At 63.6% G+C, this 15,045-nt stretch carries 15 protein-coding genes; 1 reads left to right on the top strand and 14 read right to left on the bottom strand.

The genetic code is table 11. From position 1 onward, the window contains the following. Window positions 1–24: 24 nt before the first annotated feature. The 12 genes from rpsC to rpsL all read right to left on the bottom strand — a co-directional run bounded on the left by rpsC (window position 25) and on the right by rpsL (window position 8,555). Window positions 25–726, bottom strand: a complete 702-nt coding sequence (rpsC, locus tag ACTUWL_RS30725) for a 30S ribosomal protein S3 (protein ID WP_018272135.1) — start codon at window positions 724–726, stop codon at window positions 25–27. A gap of 20 nt (window positions 727–746) precedes the next feature. Further along, a complete protein-coding gene (gene rplV / locus ACTUWL_RS30720) occupies window positions 747–1,133 on the bottom strand; it encodes a 50S ribosomal protein L22 (protein WP_016843750.1) in 387 nt (128 codons plus the stop codon). Window positions 1,134–1,143: 10 nt separating this feature from the next. After that, on the bottom strand, window positions 1,144–1,422 hold the full coding sequence (gene rpsS / locus ACTUWL_RS30715) for a 30S ribosomal protein S19 (protein WP_018272137.1): 279 nt from the start codon (window positions 1,420–1,422) through the stop codon (window positions 1,144–1,146). A 12-nt stretch (window positions 1,423–1,434) separates the two neighbouring features. After that, window positions 1,435–2,268, bottom strand: coding sequence for a 50S ribosomal protein L2 (rplB, locus tag ACTUWL_RS30710; protein WP_021081655.1), 834 nt, complete (start codon window positions 2,266–2,268; stop codon window positions 1,435–1,437). Window positions 2,269–2,280: 12 nt separating this feature from the next. Beyond that, a complete protein-coding gene (locus tag ACTUWL_RS30705; RefSeq protein WP_016843746.1) occupies window positions 2,281–2,580 on the bottom strand; it encodes a 50S ribosomal protein L23 in 300 nt (99 codons plus the stop codon). Then, entirely contained in the window at window positions 2,577–3,197 is a 621-nt protein-coding gene (gene rplD / locus ACTUWL_RS30700) for a 50S ribosomal protein L4 (protein WP_021081656.1), read from the bottom strand. The genes ACTUWL_RS30705 and rplD overlap by 4 nt, the downstream gene beginning before the upstream one ends. Before the next feature lies 1 nt (window position 3,198). Further along, window positions 3,199–3,918, bottom strand: coding sequence for a 50S ribosomal protein L3 (gene rplC, locus ACTUWL_RS30695; RefSeq protein ID WP_021081657.1), 720 nt, complete (start codon window positions 3,916–3,918; stop codon window positions 3,199–3,201). Between the two features lie 54 nt (window positions 3,919–3,972). After that, window positions 3,973–4,281 (bottom strand): 30S ribosomal protein S10, encoded by a 309-nt coding sequence (gene rpsJ / locus ACTUWL_RS30690; protein WP_002712302.1) that lies wholly within the window; start codon window positions 4,279–4,281, stop codon window positions 3,973–3,975. Between the two features lie 83 nt (window positions 4,282–4,364). Next, the gene (gene tuf / locus ACTUWL_RS30685) at window positions 4,365–5,555 is read right to left on the bottom strand and encodes an elongation factor Tu (RefSeq protein WP_021081658.1); all 1,191 of its coding nucleotides are present in this window, start codon (window positions 5,553–5,555) and stop codon (window positions 4,365–4,367) included. 39 nt (window positions 5,556–5,594) lie between these two features. Then, entirely contained in the window at window positions 5,595–7,667 is a 2,073-nt protein-coding gene (fusA, locus tag ACTUWL_RS30680; RefSeq protein WP_021081659.1) for an elongation factor G, read from the bottom strand. 30 nt (window positions 7,668–7,697) lie between these two features. Then, window positions 7,698–8,168 (bottom strand): 30S ribosomal protein S7, encoded by a 471-nt coding sequence (rpsG, locus tag ACTUWL_RS30675; protein ID WP_021081660.1) that lies wholly within the window; start codon window positions 8,166–8,168, stop codon window positions 7,698–7,700. Window positions 8,169–8,183: 15 nt separating this feature from the next. Beyond that, on the bottom strand, window positions 8,184–8,555 hold the full coding sequence (gene rpsL, locus ACTUWL_RS30670; protein ID WP_006611834.1) for a 30S ribosomal protein S12: 372 nt from the start codon (window positions 8,553–8,555) through the stop codon (window positions 8,184–8,186). Between the two features lie 701 nt (window positions 8,556–9,256). On the opposite strand from rpsL, the gene ACTUWL_RS30665 reads away from it, so the two are divergent. Then, the gene (locus ACTUWL_RS30665; protein WP_021081661.1) at window positions 9,257–10,465 is read left to right on the top strand and encodes an FAD-dependent oxidoreductase; all 1,209 of its coding nucleotides are present in this window, start codon (window positions 9,257–9,259) and stop codon (window positions 10,463–10,465) included. A 134-nt stretch (window positions 10,466–10,599) separates the two neighbouring features. Here ACTUWL_RS30665 and ACTUWL_RS30660 read toward each other — a convergent pair whose 3' ends face one another. Both ACTUWL_RS30660 and ACTUWL_RS30655 read right to left on the bottom strand, forming a co-directional pair. Further along, entirely contained in the window at window positions 10,600–12,666 is a 2,067-nt protein-coding gene (locus ACTUWL_RS30660) for an ABC transporter ATP-binding protein (protein ID WP_021081662.1), read from the bottom strand. Between the two features lie 226 nt (window positions 12,667–12,892). Then, window positions 12,893–14,953, bottom strand: coding sequence for an FAD-dependent oxidoreductase (locus ACTUWL_RS30655; protein ID WP_021081663.1), 2,061 nt, complete (start codon window positions 14,951–14,953; stop codon window positions 12,893–12,895). Between the last annotated feature and the right edge of the window lie 92 nt (window positions 14,954–15,045).

Raw genomic sequence — 15,045 nt, 5'->3', positions numbered from 1 at the left:
AAGCCCTCAAATTCCTGCTTTGCCTCAAGCGGCGTCGCGGCGCGAACGCGGCGTGTTGTCGCCTTCCGCCATCTTCTTGTCCTGGGCCATCGGATCGTGCTCGAGGATCTCGCCCTTGAAGATCCAGACCTTGACGCCGCAGGTGCCGAAGGTCGTGAACGCGGTGGCGACGCCGTAGTCGACGTCGGCGCGCAGCGTGTGCAGCGGCACGCGACCTTCGCGATACCACTCCATGCGCGCGATTTCGGCGCCGCCGAGACGGCCCGAGCAGTTGATGCGGATGCCCTCGGCGCCGAGACGCATCGCCGACTGCACGGCGCGCTTCATGGCGCGGCGGAACGCGACGCGGCGCTCGAGCTGCTGGGCGATCGATTCAGCGACCAGGGTCGCGTCGAGCTCCGGCTTGCGGATTTCGACGATGTTGATCACGACGTCCGACGAGGTGATGTCGGCGACCTTCTTGCGCAGCTTGTCGATGTCGGCGCCCTTCTTGCCGATCACGACACCCGGACGGGCCGAGTGGATCGTCACGCGGCACTTCTTGTGCGGACGCTCGATCACGATGCGGGCGACAGCCGCCTGCTTGAGCTCCTTGTGCAGGATCTCGCGGATCTTGACGTCCTCGTGCAGGAGCTTGCCGTATTCCTGCTTGCCGGCGAACCAACGGGAGTCCCAGGTCCGGTTGATGCCGAGACGCAGCCCGATTGGATTGATCTTTTGACCCATCGTCTTCTCCTGCGCCCTTCTTAGGCGCTTGCCTCGGCCTCGACCTGACGAACCACGATGGTCAGGTGCGAGAACGGTTTGAACACACGGCCCGAACGGCCACGGCCGCGCGGAGCAAAACGCTTCATCACGATGCCGTTGCCGACATGCGCCTCGGCAACGACGAGATCGTCGACTTCGAGGTCATGGTTGTTCTCGGCGTTGGCGATCGCCGATTCCAGGCACTTCTTGACGTCGACCGCGATCCGCTTGCGCGAGAACTGCAGGTCGGCGAGCGCAGCGGACGCCTTGCGGCCGCGGATCAGCTGCGCCACCAGGTTGAGCTTCTGCGGGCTGACGCGCAGCATGCGGGCGACGGCCTTGGCCTCATTGTCCGCGAGGCTACGTTCGCGCTTTGGTTTGCTCATGGTCTAATCCTCAAGCCTTCTTGGCTTTCTTGTCGCCCGAATGGCCGTGGAAGGTCCGGGTCGGCGAGAACTCGCCGAACTTGTGGCCCACCATTTCCTCGTTGATCGCCACCGGCACATGCTTCTGGCCGTTGTAGACGCCGAAGGTCAGGCCGACGAACTGCGGCAGGATGGTGGAGCGGCGGCTCCAGATCTTGATGACGTCGTGACGGCCGGACGCGCGGGCGGCATCTGCCTTCTTGAGCAGAGAACCCTCGACGAACGGGCCTTTCCAGACTGAACGAACCATGTCCGGCGTTCCTTACTTCTTCCGCTTGTGGCGGCTGAGGAGAATGAATTTGTTGGTCGACTTGTTGGTGCGGGTCTTCTTGCCCTTGGTCGGCTTGCCCCACGGAGTAACCGGGTGGCGACCGCCGGAGGTACGACCTTCACCACCGCCGTGCGGATGGTCGATCGGGTTCATGACGACGCCGCGGTTGTGCGGACGCCAGCCGAGCCAGCGGGTACGACCGGCCTTGCCGATCGAGATGTTCATGTGATCCGGGTTGGAGACGGCGCCGATCGTGCCTCGGCAACGGCCGTGCACCAGACGCTGCTCGCCCGAGTTCAGACGGACGATCACGTAGTCCTGGTCGCGGCCGACGATCTGGGCGTAGGTGCCGGCGGAGCGCGCCAGCTGGCCGCCCTTGCCGATCTTCAGCTCGATGTTGTGCACGATCGTGCCGACCGGCATGTTGCCGAGCGGCATGACGTTGCCCGGCTTCACGTCGACGTAGTTGCCGGCGACGACGGTGTCGCCCGCCGCCAGACGCTGCGGCGCCAGGATATAGGCGAGCTCGCCGTCCTGGTACTTGATCAGCGCGATGAACGCGGTGCGGTTCGGATCGTACTCGAGCCGCTCCACGACCGCCGGCATGTCCACCTTGTCGCGGCGGAAGTCGACGGTGCGGTAGGCCTTCTTGTGGCCGCCGCCGCGGAAACGCACGGTGATGCGGCCGGTGTTGTTGCGACCGCCATTGCCGAGCTTGCCCTCGGTCAGGGTCTTCACCGGCTTGCCCTTGTAGAGCGCCGAACGATCGACCATGACCAGCTGGCGCTGGCCCGGCGTCGTGGGATTGTAGGTTTTCAATGCCATCGTCGTTGCGCCTTATAGTCCGGTAGTCACGTCGATGCGGTGGCCCTCTTCCAGGGTCACGATCGCGCGCTTGGTGTCCGACTGCGAGCCGAGATTGCCGCGGAACACCTTGGTCTTGCCCTTGCGGACGAGCGTGTTGACGCTCTTCACCTTGACGTCGAACAGCTTCTCGACCGCTTCCTTGATCTGCGGCTTGGTCGCCTTGCCGGCGACCTTGAACAGCACCTTGTTGTGCTCGGAGGCGAGCGTCGCCTTTTCCGTCACGACCGGCGAGATGATGACGTCGTAGTGGCGCGGATCGATGTTCTTCATTTGAAGCGCGCCTCCAGCGCATCAACCGCAGCCTTGGTCAGCACCAGCTTGTGGCGGCGGAGAATGTCGTAGACGTTGATGCCCTGGATCGGCAGCACGTCGATGTTCGGGATGTTGCGGGCCGCAGTCGCGAAACCGTTGTTCAGCTCGGCGCCGTCGATGATCAGCGCATTGGTCAGGCCAAGGCCCGAGAAGTGACCGAGCAGCGCCTTGGTCTTGGCGGCCTCGAGCTGCGCATTGTCGATCACGATCAGCCCGCCGTCCTTGGCCTTGGCCGACAGCGCATGCTTCAGCGCGAGCGCACGCACCTTCTTCGGCAGGTCGGTCGCATGGGAGCGAACCACCGGACCGAACGCACGGCCACCGCCGCGGAACTGCGGCACGCGGGCCGAGCCGTGACGGGCGCCGCCGGTGCCCTTCTGCTTGTACATCTTCTTGCCGGTGCGCCAGACATCGGCGCGGCCCTGGGCCTTGTGGGTGCCGGCCTGACGCTTGTTCAGCTGCCACTGCACGCAGCGCTGGATGATGTCCTTGCGCGGCTCGAGACCGAAGATCTCGTCCGAGAGCTGGACCGAGCCAGCTTCCTTGCCTTCAAGGGTGGTGACTTTCAGTTCCATCTCACACACCCTCCTTCTCGGCCGAAGCCTCGAGAGCCTCACCGCCGGCAACCTTGAACTTGCCGGGCTTCGGGGCTTCCTTCGGCAGCGGCTTCTTGACCGCGTCGCGCACCGAGATCCAGCCGCCCTTGGAGCCGGGAACGGCGCCTTCGACGAGGATCAGGCCGCGCTCAACGTCGGTCTGCACCACGCGCAGATTGAGCGTGGTGATGCGGTCGACACCCATATGACCGGGCATCTTCTTGTTCTTGAACGTCTTGCCGGGATCCTGACGACCGCCGGTCGAACCGATCGAACGGTGCGAGATCGACACACCGTGGGTGGCGCGCAGACCGCCGAAATTCCAGCGCTTCATGCCGCCGGCGAAACCCTTACCGATCGAGGTGCCGGTCACGTCGACGAACTGGCCGACCACGAAATGGTCCGCCTGGATTTCCGCGCCGACCGGGATCAGCGCATCCTCGGACACGCGGAACTCGGCGACCTTGCGCTTCGGCTCGACCTTGGCGACCGCGAACTGGCCGCGTTCGGCCTTGGGCATGTACACGGTCTTGCGGGCGCCCGAGCCGAGCTGAAGCGCGACATAGCCGTTCTTCTCGGTCGTGCGGTGGCCCAGCACCTGGCAGTTGCCCAACTTCAGCACGGTCACAGGGATATGTTCGCCGGTCTCCGTAAAGACCCGCGTCATCCCGACCTTCTGTGCGATCACTCCGGAGCGCATCGGCGTGCTTCCTGTCTTTCTGTCCGCAAGCGGCGGACGTAAAAATCCAAAACCTTAGAGCTTGATCTCGACGTCGACACCGGCGGCCAGGTCGAGCTTCATCAGCGCATCGACGGTCTGCGGGGTCGGGTCGACAATGTCGAGGAGGCGCTTGTGAGTGCGCATCTCGAATTGCTCGCGGCTCTTCTTGTCAACGTGCGGCGAACGGTTGACGGTGAACTTCTCGATGCGGGTCGGCAGCGGAATCGGTCCGCGAACCTGCGCACCGGTGCGCTTCGCCGTGTTCACGATCTCGCGGGTCGACGTATCGAGGATTCGATGGTCGAACGCCTTGAGACGGATGCGAATATTTTGGCCGTTCATTGCCGTATTCTTTCTTTAGTGAGTGGCGAGTAGCGAATAGCGAATGGTGACCCACCCGCTACTCGCCATTCCCTATCGCATACTTACTCGATGATCGCGGCGACGACGCCGGCGCCGACGGTGCGGCCGCCTTCGCGGATCGCGAAGCGCAGCTTCTCTTCCATCGCGATCGGCACGATCAGGTGCACTTCCATCGCGATGTTGTCGCCCGGCATCACCATCTCGGTGCCTTCCGGCAGGTGCACGACACCGGTCACGTCGGTGGTGCGGAAGTAGAACTGCGGACGGTAGTTGGTGAAGAACGGGGTGTGACGACCGCCCTCTTCCTTGGTGAGGATGTAGGCCTCAGCCTTGAACTTGGTGTGCGGCTTGACCGAACCGGGCTTGCACAGCACCTGGCCACGCTCGACTTCCTCGCGCTTGGTGCCGCGGAGCAGCGCACCGATGTTGTCGCCGGCCTGGCCCTGATCGAGCAGCTTGCGGAACATTTCGACGCCGGTGACGATGGTCTTCTGGGTGTCGCGGATACCGACGATTTCGATTTCCTCGCCGACCTTGATCACGCCGCGCTCGACACGGCCGGTGACGACGGTGCCGCGGCCCGAGATCGAGAACACGTCTTCGACCGGCATCAGGAACGGCTGGTCGATCGGACGCTCCGGCTGCGGGATGTACTCGTCGACATTGCGCATCAGCTCGAGGATGGCGTCGTGGCCGAGCTTCTTGTCCTTGTCTTCGAGGGCGGCGAGCGCCGAGCCCTTGATGATCGGAATGTCATCGCCCGGGAATTCGTACTTCGAGAGCAGTTCGCGAACTTCCATCTCGACGAGCTCGAGCAGCTCCGGATCGTCGACCATGTCGCACTTGTTGAGGAACACGACGAGCGCGGGAACGCCGACCTGGCGGGCGAGCAGGATGTGCTCGCGGGTCTGCGGCATCGGGCCGTCGGCAGCCGACACGACCAGGATCGCGCCGTCCATCTGGGCGGCGCCGGTGATCATGTTCTTCACGTAGTCGGCGTGGCCGGGGCAGTCGACGTGAGCGTAGTGGCGGTTCTGCGTCTCGTACTCGACGTGAGCGGTCGAGATCGTGATGCCGCGCGCCTTCTCTTCCGGCGCCTTGTCGATCTGGTCGTAGGCGGTGAACGTCGCGCCGCCGGTTTCTGCGAGCACCTTGGTGATCGCTGCGGTCAGCGAGGTCTTGCCATGGTCGACGTGACCGATGGTGCCGATGTTGCAGTGGGGCTTGTTACGTTCGAATTTAGCTTTGGCCATTTGACTCTCCGTTCAATCGTTGACTGCCGTCAACGACAATCAGGCAAACTTCTTCTGGACTTCAGCCGACACGTTCGCCGGAGCTTCGGCGTAGTGATCGAACTGCATGGTGAAGGTCGCGCGACCCTGGCTCATCGAGCGCAGGTTGTTCACGTAACCGAACATGTTCATGAGCGGCACCATCGCGTTGATGACGTTGGCGTTGCCGCGCATGTCTTGGCCCTGGATCTGGCCGCGCCGGGAATTCAGGTCGCCGATGACCGAACCGGTGTAGTCTTCCGGGGTCACCACCTCGACCTTCATGATCGGCTCGAGCAGAACGGACTTGCCCATCTGCAGCGCCTCGCGGAAGCAGGCGCGCGTGGCGATTTCGAAGGCCAGCGCCGACGAGTCGACGTCGTGATACTTGCCGTCGATCAGCTGCACCTTGACGTCGACGATCGGGAAGCCCGCGACCACGCCGGAGGACAGCACGCTCTCGAGGCCCTTTTCGACGCCTGGGATGTACTCCTTCGGCACCGCGCCGCCGACGATCTTCGATTCGAACTCGTAGCCCTTCCCGGCTTCGTTCGGCTCGACGATGATCGTCACGGCCGCGAACTGGCCGGTACCGCCGGTCTGCTTCTTGTGGGTGTAGCTGTGCTCGACCCGCTTGGTGACACGCTCACGGAACGCCACCTGCGGCGCGCCGATGTTGGCGTCGACCTTGTAGGTGCGCTTGAGGATGTCGACCTTGATGTCGAGATGCAGTTCGCCCATGCCCTTGAGGATGGTCTGGCCGGACTCGTGGTCGGTCGACACGCGGAAGGACGGATCCTCCGCGGCGAGCTTGGCCAGCGCCACGCCCAGCTTTTCCTGGTCTGCCTTCGACTTCGGCTCGATCGCGATCTCGATCACCGGCTCCGGGAATTCCATCTTCTCGAGGATGACCGGCTTGTTGGGATCGCACAGCGTGTCGCCGGTGCGCGCTTCCTTCAGGCCAGCCAGCGCGACGATGTCGCCGGCATAGGCTTCCTTGATGTCTTCGCGGTTGTTCGCATGCATCAGCAGCATGCGGCCGATACGCTCTTTCTTCTCGCGGGTCGAGTTGACGACACCGGTGCCCGACTGCAGCACGCCGGAATAGATGCGGCAGAAGGTGATGGTGCCGACGAAAGGGTCGTCCATGATCTTGAACGCGAGCAGAGCCAGCGGCTCCTTGTCGTCCGCCTTGCGCACGACCTCGTTGCCGTCCTCATCGGTGCCCTTGATCGCGGGCACGTCGATCGGCGACGGGAGGTAGTCGACGACGGCGTCGAGCAGCGGCTGCACGCCCTTGTTCTTGAACGCCGAGCCGCACAGCACCGGATAGAAGGCGCCGGTCAGCACCGCCTTGCGGATCAGGCGCTTCAGGGTCGCCTCGTCCGGCTCCTTGCCGTCGAGGAACGCAGCGAGAGCGTCGTCGTCGAGCTCGACGGCGGCTTCCACCATCTTCTCGCGATATTCCTTGGCCTGCTCGACCAGATCTTCCGGGATGTCGACATAGTCGAACTTGGCGCCGAGCGATTCATCGTTCCAGATGACGCCCTTCATCTTCACGAGGTCGACGAGGCCCTTGAAGTTGTTCTCGGCGCCGATCGGAAGCTGGATCGCGATCGGCTTGGCGCCGAGGCGGTCGACGATGTCGGCCAGACACTTGAAGAAGTCGGCACCGGTCTTGTCCATCTTGTTGGCGAAGACGATGCGCGGAACCTTGTACTTGTCGCCCTGGCGCCAGACGGTCTCGGTCTGCGGCTCGACGCCCTGGTTGGAGTCGAGCACGCAAACGGCGCCGTCGAGCACGCGCAGCGAACGCTCGACTTCGATGGTGAAGTCGACGTGGCCGGGGGTGTCGATGATGTTCAGGCGCTTGCCGTTCCAGAACGCGGTGGTCGCAGCCGAGGTGATCGTGATGCCACGCTCCTGCTCCTGCTCCATCCAGTCCATCGTCGCGGCACCCTCGTGCACTTCGCCGATCTTGTGGCTCTTGCCGGTGTAATACAGGATGCGTTCGGTGGTCGTGGTCTTGCCGGCGTCGATATGCGCCATGATACCGAAGTTGCGGTAGTCCTCGATGGCATGTTGGCGGGGCATGAGACTGTTCCTTAGATTCCGTTGATCGCCTTACCAGCGATAGTGCGAGAAGGCGCGGTTGGCTTCCGCCATCCGGTGTACGTCTTCACGCTTCTTGACCGCGTTGCCGCGGTTGTTCGAGGCGTCGAGCAGCTCCGCCGACAGACGCTCCGTCATGGTCTTCTCGTTGCGCTCACGAGCGGCCGAGATCAGCCAGCGGATGCCCAGCGCCTGACGGCGCACCGAGCGGACTTCCACCGGCACCTGGTAGGTCGCGCCGCCGACGCGGCGGGAGCGAACCTCGATGGTCGGCATCACGTTCTCGAGCGCCTGCTCGAACACGCCGAGCGGGGGCTGCTTGGTCTTGGCCTCGATCATGCCGAGCGCACCGTAAACGATGTTTTCGGCGACCGACTTCTTCCCGGCGTACATCACCGAGTTCATGAACTTCGTAATGATGATGTTCCCGAACTTGGGATCCGGAAGAACTTCACGCTTCTCGGCAGAATGGCGACGCGACATCTGATCGTTTCCTGCTTACTTCGGACGCTTCGCGCCGTACTTCGAACGACGCTGCTTACGGTTCTTGACGCCCTGGGTATCCAGCACGCCGCGGAGGATGTGGTAGCGCACGCCGGGCAAGTCCTTGACGCGACCGCCGCGGATCATGACCACCGAGTGCTCCTGCAGGTTATGGCCCTCACCCGGGATGTAGCCGATCACCTCGAAGCCGTTGGTCAGGCGCACCTTGGCGACCTTACGAAGCGCCGAGTTCGGCTTCTTCGGGGTCGTGGTGTAGACGCGCGTGCACACGCCGCGCTTCTGCGGCGACTGCTGCAGCGCCGGCACCTTCTTACGCGACTTCTGCACTTCACGCGGATTTGCGATCAGCTGGTTGATCGTCGGCATGCAGCCTTCACCCTTTAGTTCACGCGAGAACCTTGAATGGCTCCGCAAATTTCTTCTCGGGACTAGCCGCCCCGCACGGCCCGCTCGACGCGAATCAAATACCCGCGCAAAGCGAAATCGCGCCAACCACTCATCGCTGAGCGGAAAGCGCTTCGACGCCACAGAGGACCGCGATTCCGAGCCGTTCAGCGTTCGCTGTCCGGCCCGCCACCGAGGTCATGCATCCGAATTCACTCTCAAGAGGACGAGCTCAAGAGAACCAAAATCGTCCTGGCATTGCCTAGCTATCATCGACAGCGTTTGAGCGGCATTCGTCGAGGTTGGTGCCCGTCCGGCGCCTGAAAAAGGGCCTTCGGGTGTTCCGTTCCGACGCTGGCGTAGCTCACCGCCTGTCGTTAAGTGGGCGCCTTGTATAATCGAGAGATGATGAAGTCAAGCAAAACGATAAGCGAAGAAACGCCTCTGGCACTTGCGGATTTTGCATTTCGCCGATGCTCTTCGGGCGATGAATTGTGACAACGTTCACGCCTTCCCTCGCTCCAATCCGAATCTCCCGCACATCGTCGCGGCCATATTATATCCGGGTAAAATATGAATAGAAACAATTCTCCACAACTTAGGCCTGAAGGCGAATTTCGAAACTAAGCCTTTATTTGCCATTAGCAGCGCAAAAATCGCGATCTACGGCCACGGAATCTCTCATGCGATACACCGACATCGCGATCATCGGCGGAGGTCTTGCGGGCTCGACCGCAGCCGCCATGCTCGGCCGTGCCGGGGTTCCGACCGTCTTGATCGACCCCCATCAGGTTTATCCGTTCGATTTCCGCGTCGAGAAGATCGGCGGCGACCTCCAGCTCGAGCGATTCGCCAGAACCGGCCTTGCCGAATCCGTGCTCCGCTCGGCGACGCTGGACGGCGAGAACTGGATCGCGCGATTCGGCCATCTGCTCGACCGGCAGCCGAGCCGGCAATACGGCATCATGTATGACGCGCTGATCACCGCGGTTCGGGACGAGATCGCGCGGCCGGCGGAATTCATCTGCGACAAGGTCGTCAATATCGCGACCAGCTCCGAGCGGCAGCGGCTCGTCCTCTCGGGCGGCGAAGAGATCTCGGCGCGCCTCGTGGTGCTCGCCAACGGGCTGAATGTCGGGCTGCGCCGGATGCTCGGCATCGAGCGGCTGGTCACCAGCTTCTGCCACTCGATCTCGCTGGGCTTCGATTTCGTCCCCGTCGGCCGTCCCGCCTTCCCGTTCGCGGCCATGACCTATTTCTCGGAGCGGCCGAGCGACCGTATCCCCTACATCACGCTGTTTCCGATCGGAAACCGGATGCGCGCCAACCTGTTCACCTACCGCCAGGCCGACGATCCGTGGCTGCGCGCGATGCGGCGCAACCCGGTCGAGACGCTGAACGCCGCGCTGCCGCGGCTGCGCCGGCTCACCGGCGAATTCAGCGTCGCCGGCGACATCAAGATCCGGCCCGCCGACATCTATGTCAGCACCGGCTATCGGCAGGCCGGCGTCGTGCTGGTCGGTGATGCCTTCGCCAGCACCTGCCCCGTCAGCGGGACCGGGACCGACAAGGTGTTCACCGACGTGTCCCAGCTCTGCAACGTCCACATCCCGGCCTGGCTTGCGACCGACGGCATGGGCGAGGAGAAGATCACCGCGTTCTACGACGATCCGGTCAAGACGGAATGCGACGCCTGGTCGAACGCCAAGGCCTTCAACTTCCGCGAGGTGTCGATCGGGAGCGGACCCTACTGGCAGGCCCAGCGCTGGGCGCGCTTCCTCAGCTATCTCGGCCGGGGCTCGCTGCGCCGGCTGCAACGCCCGCAGGCGGTCGCGGCGACACGGACGGGCAATCAGTTCCGGCAACGTCCACAGGCGGCGGACCGGGCCTAAAGCATGATCCGGAAAAGTGCGAAGCGGTTTTCCGAAAAGATCATGCTCAGACAACAAGCTAAAGCGCGATGATGATTCAATCTAATCTCATCGCGCTTTAGCGGCCGGACGTCATCGGCGACGAGGTGCCGGCGTCACGCCTCCTCGTCTTCGCCCTCATCCTCATCGTCCTCATCGTCTTCATCATCATCGTCCGTGTCGTCGTCTTCGTCGTCCGCGTCATGATGCACATGTCCCTGGTCGTCCCACAGCTTGCGGTAGACGCCATTCTTGGCCAGCAGTTCCTCGTGCGAGCCGCGCTCGATCGCCCGGCCACCCGAGATCACGATGATCTCGTCCATCTCGACCACCGAGGTCAGGCGGTGCGTCGACCAGATCATGGTGCGGCCCTCGGCGACCTTGAGCAGCGTGCGGTTGATCGCGGCCTCCGTGGTCTGGTCTAGCGCCGAGGTCGCCTCGTCGAGCAGCAGCACGGACGGATTGCGGATGATCGCGCGCGCGATCGCGATGCGCTGGCGCTGGCCGCCCGACAGCGTGTCGCCGCGCTCGCCGACCGGCGTGTCGTAGCGCTGCGGCAGGCTCATGATGTAGCGATGGATCTCGGCCTTCTTCGCGGCGTCCTCGACCTCCGCGTCGGTGGCCCCTTCCTTGCCGAGCCGGATGTTCTCGCGGATCGACATGTTGAACAGCATGTTCTCCTGGAACACGACCGCCATGCTGGCCCGCAGCGACTCGCGCGTCACCCGGCGGATATCGACGCCGTCGATGGCGACGCGGCCCTCGTCCGGCACGTAGAGCCGCAGGATCAGGTTGATCAGCGTGCTCTTGCCGGAGCCGCTCGGACCGACGATCGCGATGCTCTTGCCGGCATTGAGCTTGAGGCTAAGATTGTCCAGCACCGGCGTCTGCGCCCCGTCATACTGGAAGGTCACGCGCTCGAACGAGATGTCGTTGGTGATGCGCGGCAGATCCGGCGCGCCGGGACGGTCGGCGCCGCGGGTCGGCTCATCGAGCAGTTCCTGGATGTGCCGCACCGCCGCCGCAGACGAGATCGACACCGGAATGAAATGCATCAAATGGGCGATGTTGTAGGACACCTCCCAGAATGCGCTCTCGAAGGTCACGAAGGTGCCGACCGTGATCTGCCCCTTGGTGGCGAGATAGGCGCCGATCGCCAGCACCACGAGGTGGAGCAGCAGCACCGCGATGGTGACGGTGCGCTCCACCATGGTCGACAGGAACATGGCCGACGCGGCCTTGGCGCGGACGTCGCGGTTGCGCAGCGTGAACCAGCCCAGCGCCCGGCGCTGCAGATTGAACGCCTTCACCACCGCCTGGGCAGCGACATTCTCCTGCACGGTTCCGAGCAGCGCGGCTTCGTTCTGCTTCTGCTCGTAATTGGCCTGCACCGCCTTCGGCGTCAGGATGCGCGGCCCGATCAGCGTGATCGGAAACACCAGCAGGGCGACCGCGGCCAGTTGCCAGTTCAGGAACAGCATCAGGATGATGCCGGCGATCAACTCGAAGAACGGCAACGCCGCGCTGTTGGCGAAGGTCTTGACCGAGCCCTCGAAGGCCGACAGATCGATCGAGAAGCGCGACAAGATCTCGCCGCGCTTGGTGCGGGCGAAATAGGCTGACGGCAGGTTCTGGACGTGCTCGAAGATTCGGGTCCGGACGTCGGCGATAACGCCGGCGGCAAGCCGCGCATCCCAGCGCTCGTACCAGACCGCGATGATCGAGGTGACGATGCCGGCCACCGCGAGCACACCGAGGATCTTGTAGAGCGCCTGGAAATCCTCCTCGCCGAGCGCGTCGTCGATCAGGAATTTCAGGCTGAGCGGCATGATGACGTTGAACAACGTCTCGACCACCACCCCGAAGGTGACGAAGGCCAGCGGCTTCCGGTAGTTCGCCAGGATCGGCTTGACGAAGCCGAAAATCGTCGACAGCGCGCCGGCGGCTTCCTTGGCGGTGAAGACGACGAGATCCTCGTCATCATCGTCGTCATCGAGCTCGAACTCGTCGTCCTCGTCGTCGTCTTCTTCGTCAGCCGGCGGCGCAGCGGGTTTCGCGGAGGCTGGCGTCGCGGCGGAACCGGCAACGGGCGCGGGCTTCTTCTTCAGCTCGGGATCGTCGGGCGCCGATCTCGTCGGATCGTCTGATCCAGGAGGTCTTGATGCAGGAGGTCTTGGCGCCATGAAACCAACCGATGCTCCACGGCCGGCATGACCGCAAATCGAAACCGCAGCTGACGACGCTGCAGCTGCAATCCTATGCGATCAAGATGAATTCGGCAAAGCGTTTGGAACCGCACGACGCGCGGTCACGCCGCCGAGTGGATTCGGGATCACGGCACGGCCGCCGCTTGACGGCTGGTCGGCGCAAGGCCGATCGCCTTGCGTCAGAAGTCGACTGTTGCCGCCGCTAGTCGTCGAGGTCGGCGTCGACCTTGTCGAAGAAGGAATAACGCAGGCTGTCGGAGTCGGCGTACCACTGCCCCGGCCCCTTGTTGGCGGCGAGCGTCAGCGTCCACAGCGCATCGGTGCAGTCGCGGCGGTGCATGGACAGGTCGAAGCCGTTGCCGAAGAACAGTTCCGACCACTCCCACCAGGTGCCGAGCTTCTTCACGCCGCGCAGCAGGTCGTAGCGATCGATCACCGCCGGCGCCATGTCCGAGGTCACCGACGCGAACACGACGCCGGTCTTGACCACCCGATTGAGCTCGCGCACCCCGCGCACGACCTGCTTCTCGCCGAGATGGCACAGCGAGGTCTCGAACACGAAGTCGAACTCTTCGTCCTTGAACGGCATGTCGGCGATCGAGCCGAGCTTGTTGTACTTCTTGAGTGCCTTCGGCGTCTTGCCGTGGATGTAGCGGTTGTTCTCGATGCCCCAGGCGTCGATGCCGCGCTCGCGCAGCGCCCCGACCAGCTCGCCGCTGGCGGAGCCGGCGATCAGCAGCTTGTAGCCCTTCGCCCTGCCCCAGACCGTCTTGATCAGGTCGGTCAGATAGGCCGGGTCGGTGAAGGTGCGCCAGACTTCGCCGTAGGGGCCGACGCCGCGGTAATTGTCGAAATAGCCACGATCGATCTTGTCCGACAGCGCGCCTTCGTCCTGCGCGCGGGCACGGCGCAGCCGCATCATCTCGGTGACGACGATGTCGGTCGCGGCGTCGGAGGAATCGAGCAGCCCGTTCAGGGTCGAATCGAACAGATAGTCGCCCACCACCACGATGCCGGGATGCTCCTTCGGCTCGGGGCGGTGGTTGGTCATGACGTCACGCACCGGCAGGCCGCCCGGCAGCGCGTTGACCGAGGACAGCCAGCGGTGGATCTTGCCTTCGAGGAAATGCGCGCGGGCATCGCCGAGCGAGGCCGGCAGCGACTTCAGCGCGGCGTCGATCAGCTCCTCGTCGCTGAGATTGGCGTAGGCGAGCGCGTCGGAGCCGGCGATCAGCCAGTTCAACACGCCGTGCTTGCCGACATCGTGGCGCGCGCCCTCATTGTAGACGCAGCAGCCGCCGAACGCCTCCGACATGAACCAGGCACCCGGGATCTTCTCACCCCAGAACGGCTCGTCGAACAGGATCGAGACGCGCAGATAGTGCGCAGGACGATCGAAATAGGCGACGTGCTTGACCATCGACTTGCGCAGCTGCTCGCCGTCCCAGCGCATGGTCGCAAGCCAGGAGTGCGGCAGGCAGACCAGCACGAGGTCGAAATCGCGCGTCTCGGGCCCCTTGCCGTTCATCATGTTGAGCTGGTAGCGGCCTTCGGCGGTCTTGCCGACCTTGAGGACGCGATGGTTGAGCTGGATGTCGGCACTGACTTCCGAGCGCAGGCAATCGATCAGCTGCTCGTTGCCGTTCTGGATCGAATACAGGCCGATATAGCCGTCGACATCCATCACGTAGTTCTTCAGCGCGTTGAGGCCGTTGGTGTTGTGGCTCTCGGTCGCAAGGTCGGAGCGCGCCATCACCTTGAAGAACCGCTTGGCGGTCGCGTCCTCGACCTCCTCGTCGAGGATCTGCTCGGCGGTCTTGTAGGCCCAGGGGTGTTCGTTGTCGTGGGCGCCGACGCCCTCGTAATACTCGATCGGCGACACCAGCTCGGCGCAACGCTTGCGGAACGCCTCGATCGCGGCTGCGGTCTTGGCGCCGTATTTGCGGCGCATGCCGGGAACATCGGCGAGCAACTCGCCGTCGAGTTGCACCTGCTCGGCATCCATCGGGATCGTCTGCAGGCCGAAATGCTGGATCAGCTCGCGCAGCGGGTCGGGTCCGGTCATCGAGTAGTCGTAGATCTCGGCAACGCCGGCCTCGTACATCGCGGGCGCGCTGTCGAATTTGCGCGTGACGATCTTGCCGCCGAGGCGGTTCGACGCCTCGAAGATGGTGACGCGGCAGAGGTCGCCGAGTTTGCGCTTCAAATACCAGGCGCTCATCAGCCCCCCGGGGCCGCCGCCTACGATAGCCAAGTCGAGCATATGAATTCCGTCGTCTCCGGCACTGTCAAACAGCCGGTCTAAGTCACCCTAACAAAGGCACTTTTTTGCCTGAAGGGAAGATGAACAAACTG

The organism is Bradyrhizobium sp. WCU1, assembly GCF_053474805.1.
Note: the sequence above shows the minus strand (reverse complement) of the source record. Positions and strands in the feature narration are given on the sequence as shown.